Here is a 13,140-nt window from a genome sequence, read left to right as displayed (position 1 = left end):
GAAACCGGCGCCCAAGGGCGCCGGTTTTCATTCAGCCAAAGCCTTGCTTACGGCCGCTCTAATGCGCTGACCAGATCGTGGAAGGCTTCGCGGTTGGACTCGTTGAGCCCCATGAGGATGCGGTGCGCTTCGAGAACCTTGCTGCGCACCACATCTTCCGACTGGTCCTGCGGCGGCAGGTCGGTAAGGCATTCCGGGCAGGGCATCGGCTTGTCGACGATGTTGAACACCTGGTCGAAGCCCATCGACTGCAACAGCCGGGTGATGTCCGGGTTGGTGGTGATCAGGGTCGGCAGCAACCCCACTTTCTGCCGCGAAAGGATCGACAGCTTGGCCAGCAGGCCGAGCGTGGTGCTGTCGATGCTCTGGGTTTCCGTGAGATCGATGATGATCGCCGTGAAATTCAGCGCAGCGAAGATTTTTTCGATGGTGGCATCCAGCGCCGAACACAGGGTCAGTCGGACTTCGCCCACGAACTTCAGGACAAAGGAGCCTTCCTGCTCGGCGAACTGGATTTTACCGGTACTCATGCAAGGTTCCTGCTCAACACCAGCAAGGCAATATCATCCGGCATCTCGGACAACTTCGCCAGCCCGAAGACCTGACGCAAGCCATCCAGAGTGCCCTTGGCAGCGGCCACCTGCTGCGGGAGCGCCGCTTCCTTTTCCTTCAGCGTAGTGCCCGGCAGCACATCGAGGATGCCGTCGGAGAACAGCGAGAGACTGAAGGTTTCGGGCAGGTCCATCTCGTGGTCGTCGTAGGTCGCCTCGTTGAACAGGCCGACCGGCAGGCCGCGCCCTTCGAGGTACTGCGTTCCGTCTTCGGTATAGAGCACCGGCAGCGGCAGGTGGCCGCCGATGCTGTAGGTGAGGCGGTTCGCCTGGAGGTCGATGACCCCGCCGAGCATGGTCACGTGCTTGCCCAGCTTGCAGTTGATCAGGCCACGGTTGATGTGGCCGAGCACCTCGGAAGGCTGGAACTCCGGCAGCGTGCCGTTGCGCCGCGACTCGTAGAGCAGCCGGGTGGTCATGAATTTCAGCAGCACGGTGACGAAGGCGGAGGAAGCGCCGTGGCCGGAAACGTCGGCCAGGTAGAAGGCGATGCGCCGGTCGTCGACGCGGAAGTAGTCGACGAAGTCGCCGGAGAGGTACAGCGAGGGAATGATCTGGTGGGCGAACACCAGGCCGTCGGTTTCCCATGGCGTGCCCGGCAGCATGTTCATCTGCACCTGGCGACCGGCGTTCTGGTCTTCCTGGAGCAGGTTCAGGCTGGCCTGCAGCTCACGGTTGGCGGTTTCCAGCTTCTCCCGGTAGCGGCGGTTCTCGGCGCGCAGATTGGCGCGATCGAGGGCGCGGCGCACGGAGTGCTCGAGCACCGCCAGGTCTTCCAGCGGCTTGATCAGGTAATCCGCGGCGCCCAGGCGCAGCGCCTCGACCACGTCGCTCATCACACCGGCGCCGGAAAGCACGATCACCGGCGTTTCCACGGCCTTCTCGCCGATCCGGCGGATCAGTTCGAGGCCATCCATCTGCGGCATGCGCAGGTCGCAGATCACCAGGTCCGGCAGTTCGTGTTCGAAAACCTGCAGTCCCTGCAGACCGTTGGTCGCCTGCAGGACGGTGAAACCACTGTCTTCGAGATACGCCGCGAGACTCTCTCGCACTACCTCGTCGTCATCGATGATCAGCAGCGTGGCACTGGCTTTGTGCATGGGTTATCCAGGCAGATCGGCGCCGGAAGTGATGAAAAATGGCGCTCTTCGGGGGTGACTTTGACGCAGGTCGGTATCGACAAGGCGCAGACACTACTCCCATCCGCCCGCCGGTTCAAGCATGGCGCCGGGCCGCGGAGGCCGGCGCCGCGCCTTGGCGGGCGCGGCTGTCGCGTGTCAGAAATCGTCTTCGACCTGTCCATCCTTTACCTTGAACTCGCGGTTCTGCAGATAAGCATTGCGGATGAACGTGTATTTGTCGCCACTGATCAGCTTTTCCGATTTCAGCAGGTCCGCACGGGTATCGACCACGTCCACCGCGCGAATGCTGTTGCGCACGGAAACATCGTCGATGTACGGATAGGGGCCGAGGAAGCTGTCCGGGTACTTCGCCGGCGCGTCGCGCAGGGTGCTCGGGCCGAGCAGCGGCAGCATGACGTAGGGACCGCTGCCGAGGCCCCAGGCGCCCAGGGTCTGGCCGAAGTCCTCGTCGTTGCGCTGCAGGCCCATGCGGGTGGCGACGTCGATGAAGCCGGCCAGGCCGAAGGTGGTGTTGAACAGCAGGCGGCTGGTATCCACGCCGGCATCGCGCACCTTGCCCTGCAGCAGGTCGTTCACCAGGTTGCGCACGTCGCCGATATTGCCGAAGAAGTTGTGCACGCCATCCTGGACGAACTGCGGGGTGACCTTCTGGTAGCCCTCTGCGACCGGCTTGAGCGCATAGGTGTCGAGGGTGTCGTTGAACACGAAGATCGGCCGGTTCACGCTCTCCCAGGGATCATCCTCGCTCTCCGCCTGGGCCAGGACGGGAGCCAGCACCAGGCTGGCAGCCGCCAGCAGACGAATACCGCGTTGCATCCAGTTCACGCCATCGCAGCGCATCAGACTTATCTCCTTATGAACCTTCCGGCCCGCCAAGCGGACCGACAAACCTGCGCAGTATATAGAGATGCTGGCAATTTTCAGCCTGGAAGAGCAGTCGACCTGGCACGTCAGTCCTGATAGCTGGCCTCGATGACCACCTCCAGGGCATCCGGTCGCCAGAACTCCTGGTCGAACTCGACGATCCTGCCCTCCTCCGCATAGCTTTGCCGCTCCAGATAGAGGGCCGGCGACCCGGGCGCCAGCTGCAGCGGTTCTGCCTGGGCGCGATCCAGCGCGGTGGGATGCATGGCCAGGCGGCAGCGGTTCGGCGATTTACCAAAACTCTCGCGGAGCAGCCGGGTCAATGAGGTATCCAGATTCATCTCCAGCAGCCCCGGGCACCAGGAAGCGTCCAGCGCGATCCATTCGAGCATCACCGGCCGCTCGTCCACCCAGCGCCGGCGCTGCACGAAGAACACCGGGTGCGCCGCCGCCAGCTCCATGCGCCGGCCCAGCCAGGCGCCGGCGGGACGGAGTTCGGCGCCGAGGGTCTCGGTACGCGGCACGCGCCCCTGGGCGGCCACGTAATCCATGAAACCGGTGGTGCGGGTCGGGTTGTAGAGAATGCGCGGCGGCGAGACGAACCAGCCGCGACGGTTCTCGCGATACACCAGGCCCTCGGTCTCCAGCTGCTGCAACGCCTCGCGCAGGGTGATGCGGGTGCAGTGGAAACGCTCGGCGAGCTCGCGTTCGGCGGGCAGCCTGCGGGTCAGCGCGCCCTCGGCGATTTCCAGGGCCAGCTGGTCGCGGATGCGCAGGTAGTGGCGGGGTTGCTCGGCCGGCATGCAGGGCTCTCTCGATCGGGGCGTTGCGATTATAGCGACGCCCGATGACGCCCAGCGGCGCGGGATAGCTTAACCGCAACGTCACATTGCGGCGCTAGGCTTCTGGCCCCCGCCGGCGCCGGCCCTCGACAAGGAGAACCCCATGCGCAATGCACGCCACAGCTTCCTCGACGAACTGGCCGAACGCTTCGCCAGCCACGGTGCGGAGCCCTACGGCGAGGCGATCAGCCAGGCCGAACATGCCCTGCAGTGCGCGACCCTGGCGGAACGCGCGGGATGCGCCGACAGCCTGGTCGCCGCCGCCCTGCTCCACGACATCGGCCACCTCTACGAAGACCCGGCGCTGATCGACGCCAGCGACCTGCGCCACGAGGAGTTCGGCGCGAGGCTGCTGCGCAACCGCTTCCCCGAAGCGGTCTGGCAGCCGGTGCGCCTGCACGTGGCCGCCAAGCGCTACCTCTGCGCGATCGACACGACCTACCATGCCAGCCTCTCGGAAGCCTCCCGGCACAGCCTCGCCCTGCAGGGCGGACCGTTCGACGAGCGCGCCGTGAACGCCTTCCTCGCCGCGCCCTACGCGCAGGATGCGATCACCCTGCGCCGGCTCGACGACCTGGGCAAGGACCCGGCCATGCGCATCCCGGAGCTGGAGCACTTCTTCCCGCTGCTCGAACGCCTGCTGCGCGACAATCAGCACCCCACACGGCTGCGCAAGGCGAGTTAAGCTGTAAGGCATGGCGATGGATATCCCCCTGGGGTTCCATCATGGTTATGCACCGCAGAAGGAAACCACCATGCCGACACAACGTCTCCGGGAAGAACTGCAGTCCCTGCGTGACCAGCTGGAACGCGACCCGCCGCTGAACGACGAGGAGCGCGCATCGATAGAGACGCTGATCGAGGACATCGAGATCCAGCTGGCCAACGAGGAAGCGCTGGCCGACGAAAGCCTGGTGGACGGCATCAACCTCGCAGTGGAGCGCTTCGAAGTGAGCCACCCGACCCTGGCCGGCACCCTGCGCTCCATCGTGCAGAGCCTGGCGAACATGGGCATCTGAGTTCCCCAGCGCAAAAAACCCGGCTTCGAGGCCGGGTTTTTTGTTTCTAAAGATGAGAGTCACGGGTCCATGCAGGCATTGCCTGGAGTCATTCGGCGACATCATGCGTCTCCAATAATTGACGCAACCCCTGCAGAGCCAAAGACTCTTGCCCTTCATGCCAGATCAGATGAGTTCGGTTGTGAGCCAGATGCGCAGGAAGCTCGTGGGCTTGCACGGATTTCGCGGCATGCAATCCAGCAAGCACTGAACGTGGAACGATGGCTACTCCGGTGCCGGCCGCGACACAAGCAACGATCGCAGGGTAGGAGGCGAACTCCAGTACGCCTGAAACACCCACTCCTTGTTCGCTCTGCCACTGTTCAAGCAGGCGGCGGTAGGAGCAGCCACTGGCAAACACAATCAGCGTGATGTTTTCCATTTTGGCCAGGCTGGCCAGCGAGCGGATATGTGGCGCCGTAATGAGAACGAGTTCTTCGTTGAATACTGGCTGGGCAGCGACTCCAGGGGCATGGAAAGGCTCCGACACGAAGGCTGCCTCGACATCATGGCGGGCTAGTCTGCTGATCAATGCCCCAGTCGTGCCTGTCACCAACTCGATGCGTACCGCAGGGTTGGCCTGGTTGTAGCGGGCCAGAAGCCGAGGCAGGCGGCTACCTGCGGTGCTTTCCAGCGAACCGATGCGGAGCGTGCCGAGCAACCTGCCCGTGCGCAATGCGGACTCTGCTTCGTCAGCCAGGCGCAACAAGCGTTCTGCGTAGCTGATCAACAAGCGGCCTTCTTCCGTCGGCACCAGGCTGCGGCCACGACGCGTGAACAGCTCCAGCCCCATGCGCGCTTCGAGCTGTTTGACTCGGGTAGTGATGTTGGATGGCACACGATGCAACGCCTGCGCCGCACGCGCTACGCCACCATGTGTCACTACCGCTTGAACGATCGCCAGATCATCTAGATCGAAGTTTCTCATTTTAAGAAATGTCGTTCTTAATTATTCAATTTAAGAGAAAATTATAGCGCGCCAGAATGGTGCATGGACAGATTTCGTACACCCGCTTCGCCTACCCTTGGCATTGTTCTGAACGGCCTCATTGCGCTGGCTGTGGCAATGGGAATAGGCCGTTTTGCCTTCACACCCCAATTGCCCTTGATGCAGGCCGACCTGGGACTTTCGCTGTCAGCCGGTGGCTGGTTGGCGAGCGCCAACTACCTGGGCTATTTCGCGGGTGCAGTGCTGGCTGGCGGACGGGGCATGCCTGTCGCCCTGCTGATGCGATGTGGTTTGTGGGTGGTCGTCGCGAGTACCGCTGCCATGGCTCTTTCGGGGCCGTTCGCATGGTGGATCGCCATGCGCTTCATCGCCGGGGCAGCCAGTGCCTGGGTCCTGGTTGGAACGGCAACCACGGTGCTGGCCCGCCTGGCGGAACTGGACGCGCGGCACCTCGACGGACTTGTGTTTGCCGGGGTGGGAACAGGTATCGCCCTGGCCGGCCTGATCTGCCACGCCGGCGCTCTGTTCGGGGCCGGGGCAGCTACGCTTTGGCTGGTGCTGGCAGCACTCGCGCTTATGGGGACGCTGCTCGTACGTGCGGAAAAAGCATCGGTGGGCGTGAAAAACTCAAACGCAAATGTGCCGCCAGCGCTTGCCGAGAATGAATCGACAGGCACTCATCGGCTGGTGGTGTGCTACGGCCTTTTCGGTTTTGGCTACATTCTTCCAGCCACCTACCTGCCATCCCAGGCGCGCTTGCTGCTTGACGATCCGGCGCTATTTGGCTGGGTCTGGCCACTCTTCGGCACCACTGCCGCCCTCTCCACATTGGGTATCGCCTTCCTCACACGCTGGCCTCGAAAGTACACATGGGCCAGCGCTCAAATGGTCATGGCCGTTGGGGTATCGATGCCCATCATGCTGCCGGGCCTGGCTGGACTCGCAGTGGCCGCCCTGTGCGTGGGCGGCACCTTCATGCTGATCACGCTGCTCGGCCTGCAGGAAGCGCGTCAGCAGGCCGGCGCCAACGCACAAAAGCTGTTGGCGGCGATGACCGCTGCATTCGCAGCCGGCCAACTTGCTGGCCCTATAGCGGCGAATTTCGTGCTTGAACTTGGCTGGGCTTTCAATGCGGCGCTGTGGCTGGGTACGGCAGGCTTGCTGGCAAGCAGTGCGCTACTCGTTTTCTTCCCTTCCCAGGAGCCCCTCGATCAGGGGAGCCCCGCATAAGGTTTCAGACTCCGCGTGGTCTACGCGAAAGGCATTCCCTGTTTCCGCGCATCACTGGCGGACCAGCCGGCGGTTGTCCGGACGCACGTCTTCCGTGCTGCGGTACGGGTTGATGTCCAGTCCACCACGGCGCACATAGCGCGCATGGACGGTCAGGCGCGACGGCTGCAGCAGGCGCTGCAGGTCGAGGAAGATGCGCTCGACGCACTGCTCGTGGAAGTCCTGGTGCTGGCGGAAGGAAATCACGTAGGCCAGCAGGCTGGCCGGGTCCAGCGCCGGGCCGTGGTATTCCACCACCAGGGTGCCCCAGTCGGGCTGGCCGGTGACCGGGCAGTTGGACTTCAGCAGATGGCTGTAGAGCACCTCGTCCACCCGCTGCGTGTCGTCGCAGCGCAGCAGTTCCGGGCGCGGATGGTCGTAGCTCTCCACCGTCACGTCGAGATCGTCGATGCAGGTTCCGGCCAGCTTGGCGACGCCCTCGTCCGCCACCTCGTCGAGACCACGCACGCGCACGCCGACCGACTTGCCGGCCGCGGCGGAGAGGTCGCGCTCGAGCACCACGCGCAGCGCTTCGGGACTTTCGAAGGCGCTCTGGTTCAGCGAGTTGAGGTAGAGCTTGAACGACTTGGATTCGATGATGTTCGGCGAATCGGCCGGGATGGCGAACTCGCCGATGGCCACCACCGGCTTGCCGGACGGGGTCAGCCAGGACAGCTCGTAGCAGTTCCAGATGTCCACGCCGCGATACGGCAGGGTCTCGGCGCTCAGCCCCAGTTCCGCCCACTTGGTGGCCCGGGAAATCGGGAACAGCAGCTCGGGCGAATAGGTGGAAACGTACTCGCTGGACTTGCCCAGCGGTGAATGTTCGGCGGGATGGTGCATGACAAGGAACCTGCTGGATCGATCGACGCCTGGCAGAGTCGCCGGCGGGCGACAAGTGTATACAAATCGGGCGGCGAGTTCAGCCTTGGGATGCCCGGCAGGATTATCGTTCCCACGCTCCTGCGTGGGAATGCAGCTCTCGACGCTCCCGCGTCGAATGGGGCGCGGGAGCGCCCGGGATGGTTCCCACGCGGGAGCGTGGGAACCATGGGCATCTCCCGCGTGGACTGGTGGGTTGCACCCGCCCTACGCCATCCGTTCCCCCATCTTCAGAACCACATCCTCACCCCAACCACCCATTGCCCCTCTTCATCATCCTCACCTTCGCTCCGGGCGATATCCCCGTTGCGGCCATACAGCCTGTTCCACTGGTAGCCAAAATACGGCGCGAACTCCCGGCGGATCTCGTAGCGCAGGCGCAGCCCCAGCTCCAGCTCGCTGCCGCCGGCGCCCACGCCGATATCGCGGTCGTCGGCCAGGGCCAGGTTGTATTCCAGCGACGGCTGCAGGATCAGCCTCTGGGTCAGCAGCACCTCGTACTCGCTTTCCAGGCGCAGCGACGGATCGCCGCGCTCGCTGACAAACAGGTTGGCGTCCACCTCGAACCACTGCGGCGCCAGCCCCTGCACGCCGAGCACGGCATAGCTGCGCGATGGTCCGGGCTGGTCGTCGTGGCGGACGCCGGCCTGCAGGTCCCAGAAGTCGGCGACCATGCGCTGGTAGAGCAGTTGCACCTCGTTGTCGGTGGTCGGCCCGCCGGCGTCGCGTTCGCCTTCCAGCTTCAGGCGCAGCTTCCGGTAGTCGGTGCCGTACCAGCCCTGGGCTTCCCAGGCGAGCGCATGGTCGTTGCCATGCAGCCGGCTTTCCAGGCGCTGGATCAGCAGCGAACCCAGCGGCATGTCGTCCATCTCGGCGCCTTCCACGGGCAGCGCCAGGCCCAGGGCTGCGACGCAGGCAACCCACGAAATACCTTTCATGCTGCCTCCTAGAGCGCCTTGGCGGCCGGCGCGGGTTCGACTATGACCTTGCGCATCATCCCGGCGGCCATGTGGTAGATCAGGTGGCAGTGGAACGCCCATTCGCCCATGGCGTCGGCGGGCACGTCGACGTCCAGGGTGCTGCCCGGCGCGACGCTGACCACGTGCTTGAGCGGGTTGAAACGGCCGTTGCCCTTGTCCAGCTGCATCCACATGCCGTGCAGGTGCATGGGGTGGGTCATCATGGTGTCGTTGACGAAGCGGATGCGCACGCGCTCGCCGTAGGTCAGGCGGATCGGCTCGGCCTCGGAGTATTTCTTGCCGTTCATCGACCAGAAATAACGCTCCATGTTGCCGGTCAGGCGGAACTCGATGGTGCGGTCCGGAGCGCGGTAGTCGGCGTAGGGCCGCATCGCCTTGAGGTCGGCATAGACCAGCAGCCGGTCGCCCGGATTGGCCGGCTGCGGCGTGAGGCCGCTGCCGGGGGCGTAGTCGGAACGCGGCGTCGGCGCGGAATGCCCCATCGCCGAATGGTCCATGCCCGCCATGGCCGAGTGATCCATCCCTTCGTGGGCCATGCCCATGTCCGCCATGCCCAGCAGCGGCCGCTCGCGCAGCGGCGGAATTTCGCCCTGCATGCCTTCGCGCGGCGCCAGGGTGGCGCGGGCGTAGCCGCTGCGGTCCATGGCCTCGGCGAAGACGGTGTAGGCGCGCTCGTCCTGGGGCTGGACGATCACGTCATAGGTCTCCGCCACGGCGATGCGCAGCTCGTCCACCGTCACCGGCTGCACGTCGTTGCCGTCGGCCTGCACCACGGTCATCTTCAGCCCGGGGATGCGCACGTCGAAGTAGCTCATCCCGGAACCGTTGATCAGCCGCAGGCGCACCCGTTCGCCGGGCTTGAACAGCCCGCTCCAGTTCTGCTGCGGGTCCAGCCCGTTGACCAGGAAGCGGAAGCCGGCGATGTCGGCGATATCGGTGGGCGTCATGCGCATGCCGCCCCAGTCCAGGCGATCCCTGACCGTCGCCCACCAGCCGTTGGCGCTGGCGTCGGCGAAGAAATCGCCGAGGGTGCGCTGGCTGTGGTTGTAGTAGTCGCTCTGCTTCTTCAGGTTGGCGAATACGGTTTCCGGCTTGGTGTCGTGCCAATCCGCCAGCAGCAGGGTGTACTCGCGATCGTAGCGATACGGCTCGCGACCCTTCGGCTCGATCACCAGCGGGCCGTAGAGCCCCTCGATTTCCTGGAAATCCGAATGCGCGTGGTACCAGTAGGTGCCCGACTGCTTCACCGTGAAGCGGTAGGTGAAGGTCTGCCCCGGCTTGATCCCGGGGAAGCTGATGCCCGGCACGCCGTCCTGGGTATAGGGCAGGATCAGCCCGTGCCAGTGCAGCGAGGTGTCGCGGTCCAGGGTGTTGCGCACGCGGATCTCGACCTCCTCGCCTTCCCTGAAACGCAGCTCCGGCGCCGGCGTCCGGCCGTTGACGGTGAGCGCCTTGCGCGGACCGTCGGACAGCTGCAGGCGCCCTTCGCCGATGGTCAGTTCATAGACGCCCGCCTCGGCCAGCAGCGCCTGGCCGAGCAGGACGCCGCCCAGCAGCAATCTCCCTTTGCCCATGATCGCCCCCGACATCAAGGCTTGACGTTCAGTTCGCCGACCATCCCCGCCTGGTAGTGGCCGGGGACGTTGCAGGCGAATTCCAGCGTGGTGGCCTTGCCGAAGGTCCAGGTCAGTTCGGCGGTCTTGCCCGGCTCCACCAGCACGCTGTTGGGGTCGTCGTGCTTCATCATCATCTGGCCGTGGTCCATGCCGGGCATGGCGTGGTTCATCTGGCCCATGTCGTGCTGCATGCCGGTGGGGGTGAGCATGCCCATGTCCTGCATGTGCTGCATTTGCTTCTGGTGCTCGGCGTGCATGGCGGCGCGGCCGAGGTTGAACTCGTGCAGCAGGCTGCCCTCGTTCTTCAGCACGAAACGCACGGTCTCGCCGGCTTTCACGTCAAGGGATTTCGGCTCGAAATACATCTCGCCCATCACCACTTCCACGGTGCGGGTGGCCTGTTCGGCCTTCGCCGGCTTGCCGAAATCGTAGGAATGCCCGGGCTGGGCCAGGGCCGGGAGGCTGATGGTGGCAGCCAGGGCGAGGAAAGCGGCGGAGAACAGCGGGCGCAGTTGCATGGCATCGGTCCTTGTAGCGATGGATTGCAGCGATGGTGCGCCACCGCCCCTGCCACCTCGCTGTCAGGAAGATTACAGTTCTGTCAGCTTGGCCCGGCCCGCAACGCCCGGGCGCTACAATCGCCGTCGTCCGCCATCCTGGAGAACCGCATTGAAACTGCTGATCGTCGAAGACGAGCCGCGCATCGGCCACTACCTGCAGCAGGGCCTGAGCGAGGCCGGTTTCGCCGTCGACCTGTGCGCCGACGGCGCCGAAGGCGAGCAGCTCGCCCTCTCCGGTGCCCACGATCTGCTGATCCTCGACGTGATGCTGCCCGGCCGCGATGGCTGGCAGATCCTCCAGTCCGTGCGCCAGGCCGGGCTGGCGGTGCCGGTGCTGTTCCTCACCGCCCGCGACGCCGTGGAAGACCGCGTGCGCGGCCTCGAACTCGGCGCCGACGACTACCTGGTCAAGCCCTTCGCCTTCGTCGAACTGCTCGCCCGCGTGCGCACCCTGCTCCGTCGCGGCAGCCAGCAACTGCAGGAAACCACCCTGCAACTGGCCGACCTGGAGCTCGACCTGCTGCGCCGCCGGGTGCAGCGCGGCGGCCGGCGCATCGAGCTGACCGCCAAGGAATTCGCCCTGCTGGAGCTGCTGCTGCGCCGCCACGGCGAGGTGCTGCCGAAGTCGCTGATCGCCTCGCAGGTGTGGGACATGAATTTCGACAGCGACACCAACGTCATCGAGGTCGCCATCCGCCGCCTGCGCGCCAAGGTCGACGACGACTTCCCGCGCCGGCTGATCCACACCGTGCGCGGCATGGGCTACGTGCTGGAAGAACGCGACCCATGAAGCCGTCCCTCGCCACGCGCCTGAGCCTGCTGTTCGCCGCGGTCACCGCCGCCGTCTCGCTGATCGCCGGGATCATCTTCAATCGCGCCGCCGAAGCGCATTTCGTCGAACTGGACCGGCAACTGCTGGCGAGCAAGCTGCCGATCTTCCGCGAGGCGCTCGCCGGGCTCGACGCGTCCGCACGCCAACCCTCGGCCAATGCGCTGCTGGAACTGCAGCGCCATCCCGATCTCGGCCTGCGTATCGATGGTGCCGATGGCCGTCCGTGGTTCGAACGCCTGCCCGCGGCCGCCATGCCCGGCGAGGAAGCGCCAGCCCTGCGCGAACTCGCCGCGCCGCTCGATCCCGCGCGCCCCGACGGCATCCGCCTGGCCCTGCTGCTCGACATCACCCACCACCAGCACTTCCTGCAGCGCATGCAGCGGCTGATCTGGCTGACCATGGGCCTGGCCGCGCTCGCCACCGCGCTGCTAGGAGCCTGGGCCGCCCGCGCCAGCCTGCGCCCGCTACGGCGGATCAGTGCGACGGCGGCGAACGTCTCGGCGCAATCGCTGACCACGCGGCTGGACAGCAGCAGTCTGCCAGTCGAATTGCGCGGCCTGGCCGAGGAACTGAATGCAATGCTGGCCCGCCTGGAAGACGCCTTCCAGCGCCTGTCGGGCTTCTCTGCCGACATCGCCCACGAACTGCGCACACCGCTCACCGGCCTGCTGACCCAGACCCAGGTGGTGCTGTCGCGCCCGCGCACGCTGGAGGACTACCGCGAGGCCCTGCACGGCAATCTGGAGGAACTCCAGCGTCTCACCGCGATGGTCAACGACATGCTCCTGCTGGCCAAGGCCGACCACGGCCTGCTGGCGCCTAACCTGCAGCCGCTGGAGCTGGCCGATGAGGTCGATGCGCTGCTGGAGTTCTACGCGCCGCTGGCCGAGGACCGGGAAATCCGCCTGGAGCGCGAAGGACACATGCAGGTGCGCGGCGATCGCGGCATGCTGCGGCGGGTGCTGGCCAACCTGCTGGACAATGCCCTGCGCTTCAGTCCGGACGGTTCGGCAATTCGGGTTCGCCTGCAGACGGGGCGGATCAGCGTCGAGAACCAGGGCCCGGCCATTCCTGCCGAACGCCTGCCACGCCTGTTCGAGCGCTTCTACCGCGCCGACCCGGCCCGCCGGGAAGGACGGGGCGAACACGCCGGGCTGGGATTGGCGATCTGCCGTTCCATCGCGCGGTCACATGGTGGGGAGATTCGTTGCGAGTCGGCGGAAGGATCGACGCGGTTCATCATCACCCTCCCAACCGCGCCAATCCTGTAGGAGCCAGCTTGCTGGCGATCAATCGCGTTTACCGGCGACTCCGCGGCAGGACTGGAATCCAGGATCGCCAGCAAGCTGGCTCCTACAAATACCTGTGCGCCATTGGAGGGTGGTGGACGTAAAAAGCGACGTCCACCCTACGCTCAACCAGGCTCCCGGAACGTAGGGCGCATGAAGCGGAACGCTTCATGCGCCGATATGCATTTGCGGCGGATGACGCTGGCGCGTTATTCGCCCTACTCGGGCATCCCCCACCATTGGAGG

14 protein-coding genes are annotated in these 13,140 nt (G+C 65.2%); 5 read left to right on the top strand and 9 right to left on the bottom strand.

Annotated elements, in window-relative coordinates; genetic code table 11:
* Positions 1 to 47 precede the first annotated feature (47 nt).
* The 4 genes from rssC to BLR75_RS08470 form a co-directional block, all read right to left on the bottom strand.
* Positions 48 to 530: an anti-sigma factor antagonist RssC gene (rssC, locus tag BLR75_RS08485; RefSeq protein ID WP_084313262.1), complete on the bottom strand. Its 483-nt coding sequence runs from the start codon at positions 528 to 530 to the stop codon at positions 48 to 50.
* Positions 527 to 1,711, bottom strand: coding sequence for a two-component system response regulator RssB (gene rssB / locus BLR75_RS08480; protein ID WP_084313261.1), 1,185 nt, complete (start codon positions 1,709 to 1,711; stop codon positions 527 to 529). The genes rssC and rssB overlap by 4 nt, the downstream gene beginning before the upstream one ends.
* A 177-nt stretch (positions 1,712 to 1,888) precedes the next feature.
* A complete protein-coding gene (locus BLR75_RS08475) occupies positions 1,889 to 2,593 on the bottom strand; it encodes an MlaA family lipoprotein (RefSeq protein WP_084313260.1) in 705 nt (234 codons plus the stop codon).
* Between the two features lie 110 nt (positions 2,594 to 2,703).
* Positions 2,704 to 3,420, bottom strand: coding sequence for a UTRA domain-containing protein (locus BLR75_RS08470; protein WP_084313259.1), 717 nt, complete (start codon positions 3,418 to 3,420; stop codon positions 2,704 to 2,706).
* A gap of 142 nt (positions 3,421 to 3,562) precedes the next feature.
* On the opposite strand from BLR75_RS08470, the gene BLR75_RS08465 reads away from it, so the two are divergent.
* Positions 3,563 to 4,144, top strand: a complete 582-nt coding sequence (locus tag BLR75_RS08465; protein ID WP_084313258.1) for a phosphonate degradation HD-domain oxygenase — start codon at positions 3,563 to 3,565, stop codon at positions 4,142 to 4,144.
* A gap of 70 nt (positions 4,145 to 4,214) precedes the next feature.
* Complete coding sequence (locus BLR75_RS08460; RefSeq protein ID WP_084313257.1) at positions 4,215 to 4,478, top strand: DUF4404 family protein; 264 nt, start codon at positions 4,215 to 4,217, stop codon at positions 4,476 to 4,478.
* A gap of 88 nt (positions 4,479 to 4,566) precedes the next feature.
* Here the strand turns inward: BLR75_RS08460 and BLR75_RS08455 are convergent, their stop codons facing one another.
* Complete coding sequence (locus BLR75_RS08455; RefSeq protein WP_084313256.1) at positions 4,567 to 5,445, bottom strand: LysR family transcriptional regulator; 879 nt, start codon at positions 5,443 to 5,445, stop codon at positions 4,567 to 4,569.
* A 63-nt stretch (positions 5,446 to 5,508) separates the two neighbouring features.
* Here BLR75_RS08455 and BLR75_RS08450 point away from each other — a divergent pair, with 63 nt between their 5' ends.
* Positions 5,509 to 6,696, top strand: a complete 1,188-nt coding sequence (locus BLR75_RS08450; RefSeq protein ID WP_084313255.1) for a YbfB/YjiJ family MFS transporter — start codon at positions 5,509 to 5,511, stop codon at positions 6,694 to 6,696.
* Between the two features lie 51 nt (positions 6,697 to 6,747).
* Here BLR75_RS08450 and queF read toward each other — a convergent pair whose 3' ends face one another.
* From queF to copI, 4 genes are all read right to left on the bottom strand, one after another.
* Positions 6,748 to 7,578 (bottom strand): NADPH-dependent 7-cyano-7-deazaguanine reductase QueF, encoded by an 831-nt coding sequence (gene queF / locus BLR75_RS08445; protein WP_084313254.1) that lies wholly within the window; start codon positions 7,576 to 7,578, stop codon positions 6,748 to 6,750.
* A gap of 269 nt (positions 7,579 to 7,847) precedes the next feature.
* A complete protein-coding gene (locus tag BLR75_RS08440) occupies positions 7,848 to 8,555 on the bottom strand; it encodes a copper resistance protein B (protein ID WP_084313253.1) in 708 nt (235 codons plus the stop codon).
* Between the two features lie 8 nt (positions 8,556 to 8,563).
* Complete coding sequence (locus BLR75_RS08435; RefSeq protein WP_084313280.1) at positions 8,564 to 10,171, bottom strand: copper resistance system multicopper oxidase; 1,608 nt, start codon at positions 10,169 to 10,171, stop codon at positions 8,564 to 8,566.
* A gap of 14 nt (positions 10,172 to 10,185) precedes the next feature.
* Positions 10,186 to 10,731, bottom strand: a complete 546-nt coding sequence (gene copI / locus BLR75_RS08430; protein WP_084313252.1) for a copper-resistant cuproprotein CopI — start codon at positions 10,729 to 10,731, stop codon at positions 10,186 to 10,188.
* Between the two features lie 151 nt (positions 10,732 to 10,882).
* Between copI and BLR75_RS08425 the strand changes: the two genes are divergently transcribed.
* Both BLR75_RS08425 and BLR75_RS08420 read left to right on the top strand, forming a co-directional pair.
* On the top strand, positions 10,883 to 11,563 hold the full coding sequence (locus BLR75_RS08425; RefSeq protein ID WP_084313251.1) for a heavy metal response regulator transcription factor: 681 nt from the start codon (positions 10,883 to 10,885) through the stop codon (positions 11,561 to 11,563).
* Entirely contained in the window at positions 11,560 to 12,876 is a 1,317-nt protein-coding gene (locus tag BLR75_RS08420) for a heavy metal sensor histidine kinase (protein ID WP_084313250.1), read from the top strand. Before BLR75_RS08425 ends, BLR75_RS08420 begins: the two co-directional genes overlap by 4 nt.
* Positions 12,877 to 13,140: the final 264 nt, after the last annotated feature.

This window comes from Pseudomonas jinjuensis (genome assembly GCF_900103845.1).
Classification (GTDB): Bacteria; Pseudomonadota; Gammaproteobacteria; order Pseudomonadales; family Pseudomonadaceae; genus Pseudomonas; species Pseudomonas jinjuensis.
This window is presented reverse-complemented; position numbering and strand designations above follow the sequence as displayed.

Excerpts from the sequence above, each read along its gene's own strand:
- BLR75_RS08475 (WP_084313260.1), bottom strand. The coding sequence starts at position 2,593 with ATGCGCTGCGATGGCGTGAACTGGATGCAACGCGGTATTCGTCTGCTG.
- BLR75_RS08450 (WP_084313255.1), top strand. The coding sequence starts at position 5,509 with ATGGACAGATTTCGTACACCCGCTTCGCCTACCCTTGGCATTGTTCTG.
- BLR75_RS08435 (WP_084313280.1), bottom strand. The coding sequence starts at position 10,171 with ATGGGCAAAGGGAGATTGCTGCTGGGCGGCGTCCTGCTCGGCCAGGCG.
- queF (WP_084313254.1), bottom strand. The coding sequence starts at position 7,578 with ATGCACCATCCCGCCGAACATTCACCGCTGGGCAAGTCCAGCGAGTAC.
- BLR75_RS08460 (WP_084313257.1), top strand. The coding sequence starts at position 4,215 with ATGCCGACACAACGTCTCCGGGAAGAACTGCAGTCCCTGCGTGACCAG.
- rssC (WP_084313262.1), bottom strand. The coding sequence starts at position 530 with ATGAGTACCGGTAAAATCCAGTTCGCCGAGCAGGAAGGCTCCTTTGTC.
- rssB (WP_084313261.1), bottom strand. The coding sequence starts at position 1,711 with ATGCACAAAGCCAGTGCCACGCTGCTGATCATCGATGACGACGAGGTA.
- BLR75_RS08470 (WP_084313259.1), bottom strand. The coding sequence starts at position 3,420 with ATGCCGGCCGAGCAACCCCGCCACTACCTGCGCATCCGCGACCAGCTG.
- BLR75_RS08440 (WP_084313253.1), bottom strand. The coding sequence starts at position 8,555 with ATGAAAGGTATTTCGTGGGTTGCCTGCGTCGCAGCCCTGGGCCTGGCG.
- BLR75_RS08420 (WP_084313250.1), top strand. The coding sequence starts at position 11,560 with ATGAAGCCGTCCCTCGCCACGCGCCTGAGCCTGCTGTTCGCCGCGGTC.
- BLR75_RS08455 (WP_084313256.1), bottom strand. The coding sequence starts at position 5,445 with ATGAGAAACTTCGATCTAGATGATCTGGCGATCGTTCAAGCGGTAGTG.
- copI (WP_084313252.1), bottom strand. The coding sequence starts at position 10,731 with ATGCAACTGCGCCCGCTGTTCTCCGCCGCTTTCCTCGCCCTGGCTGCC.
- BLR75_RS08465 (WP_084313258.1), top strand. The coding sequence starts at position 3,563 with ATGCGCAATGCACGCCACAGCTTCCTCGACGAACTGGCCGAACGCTTC.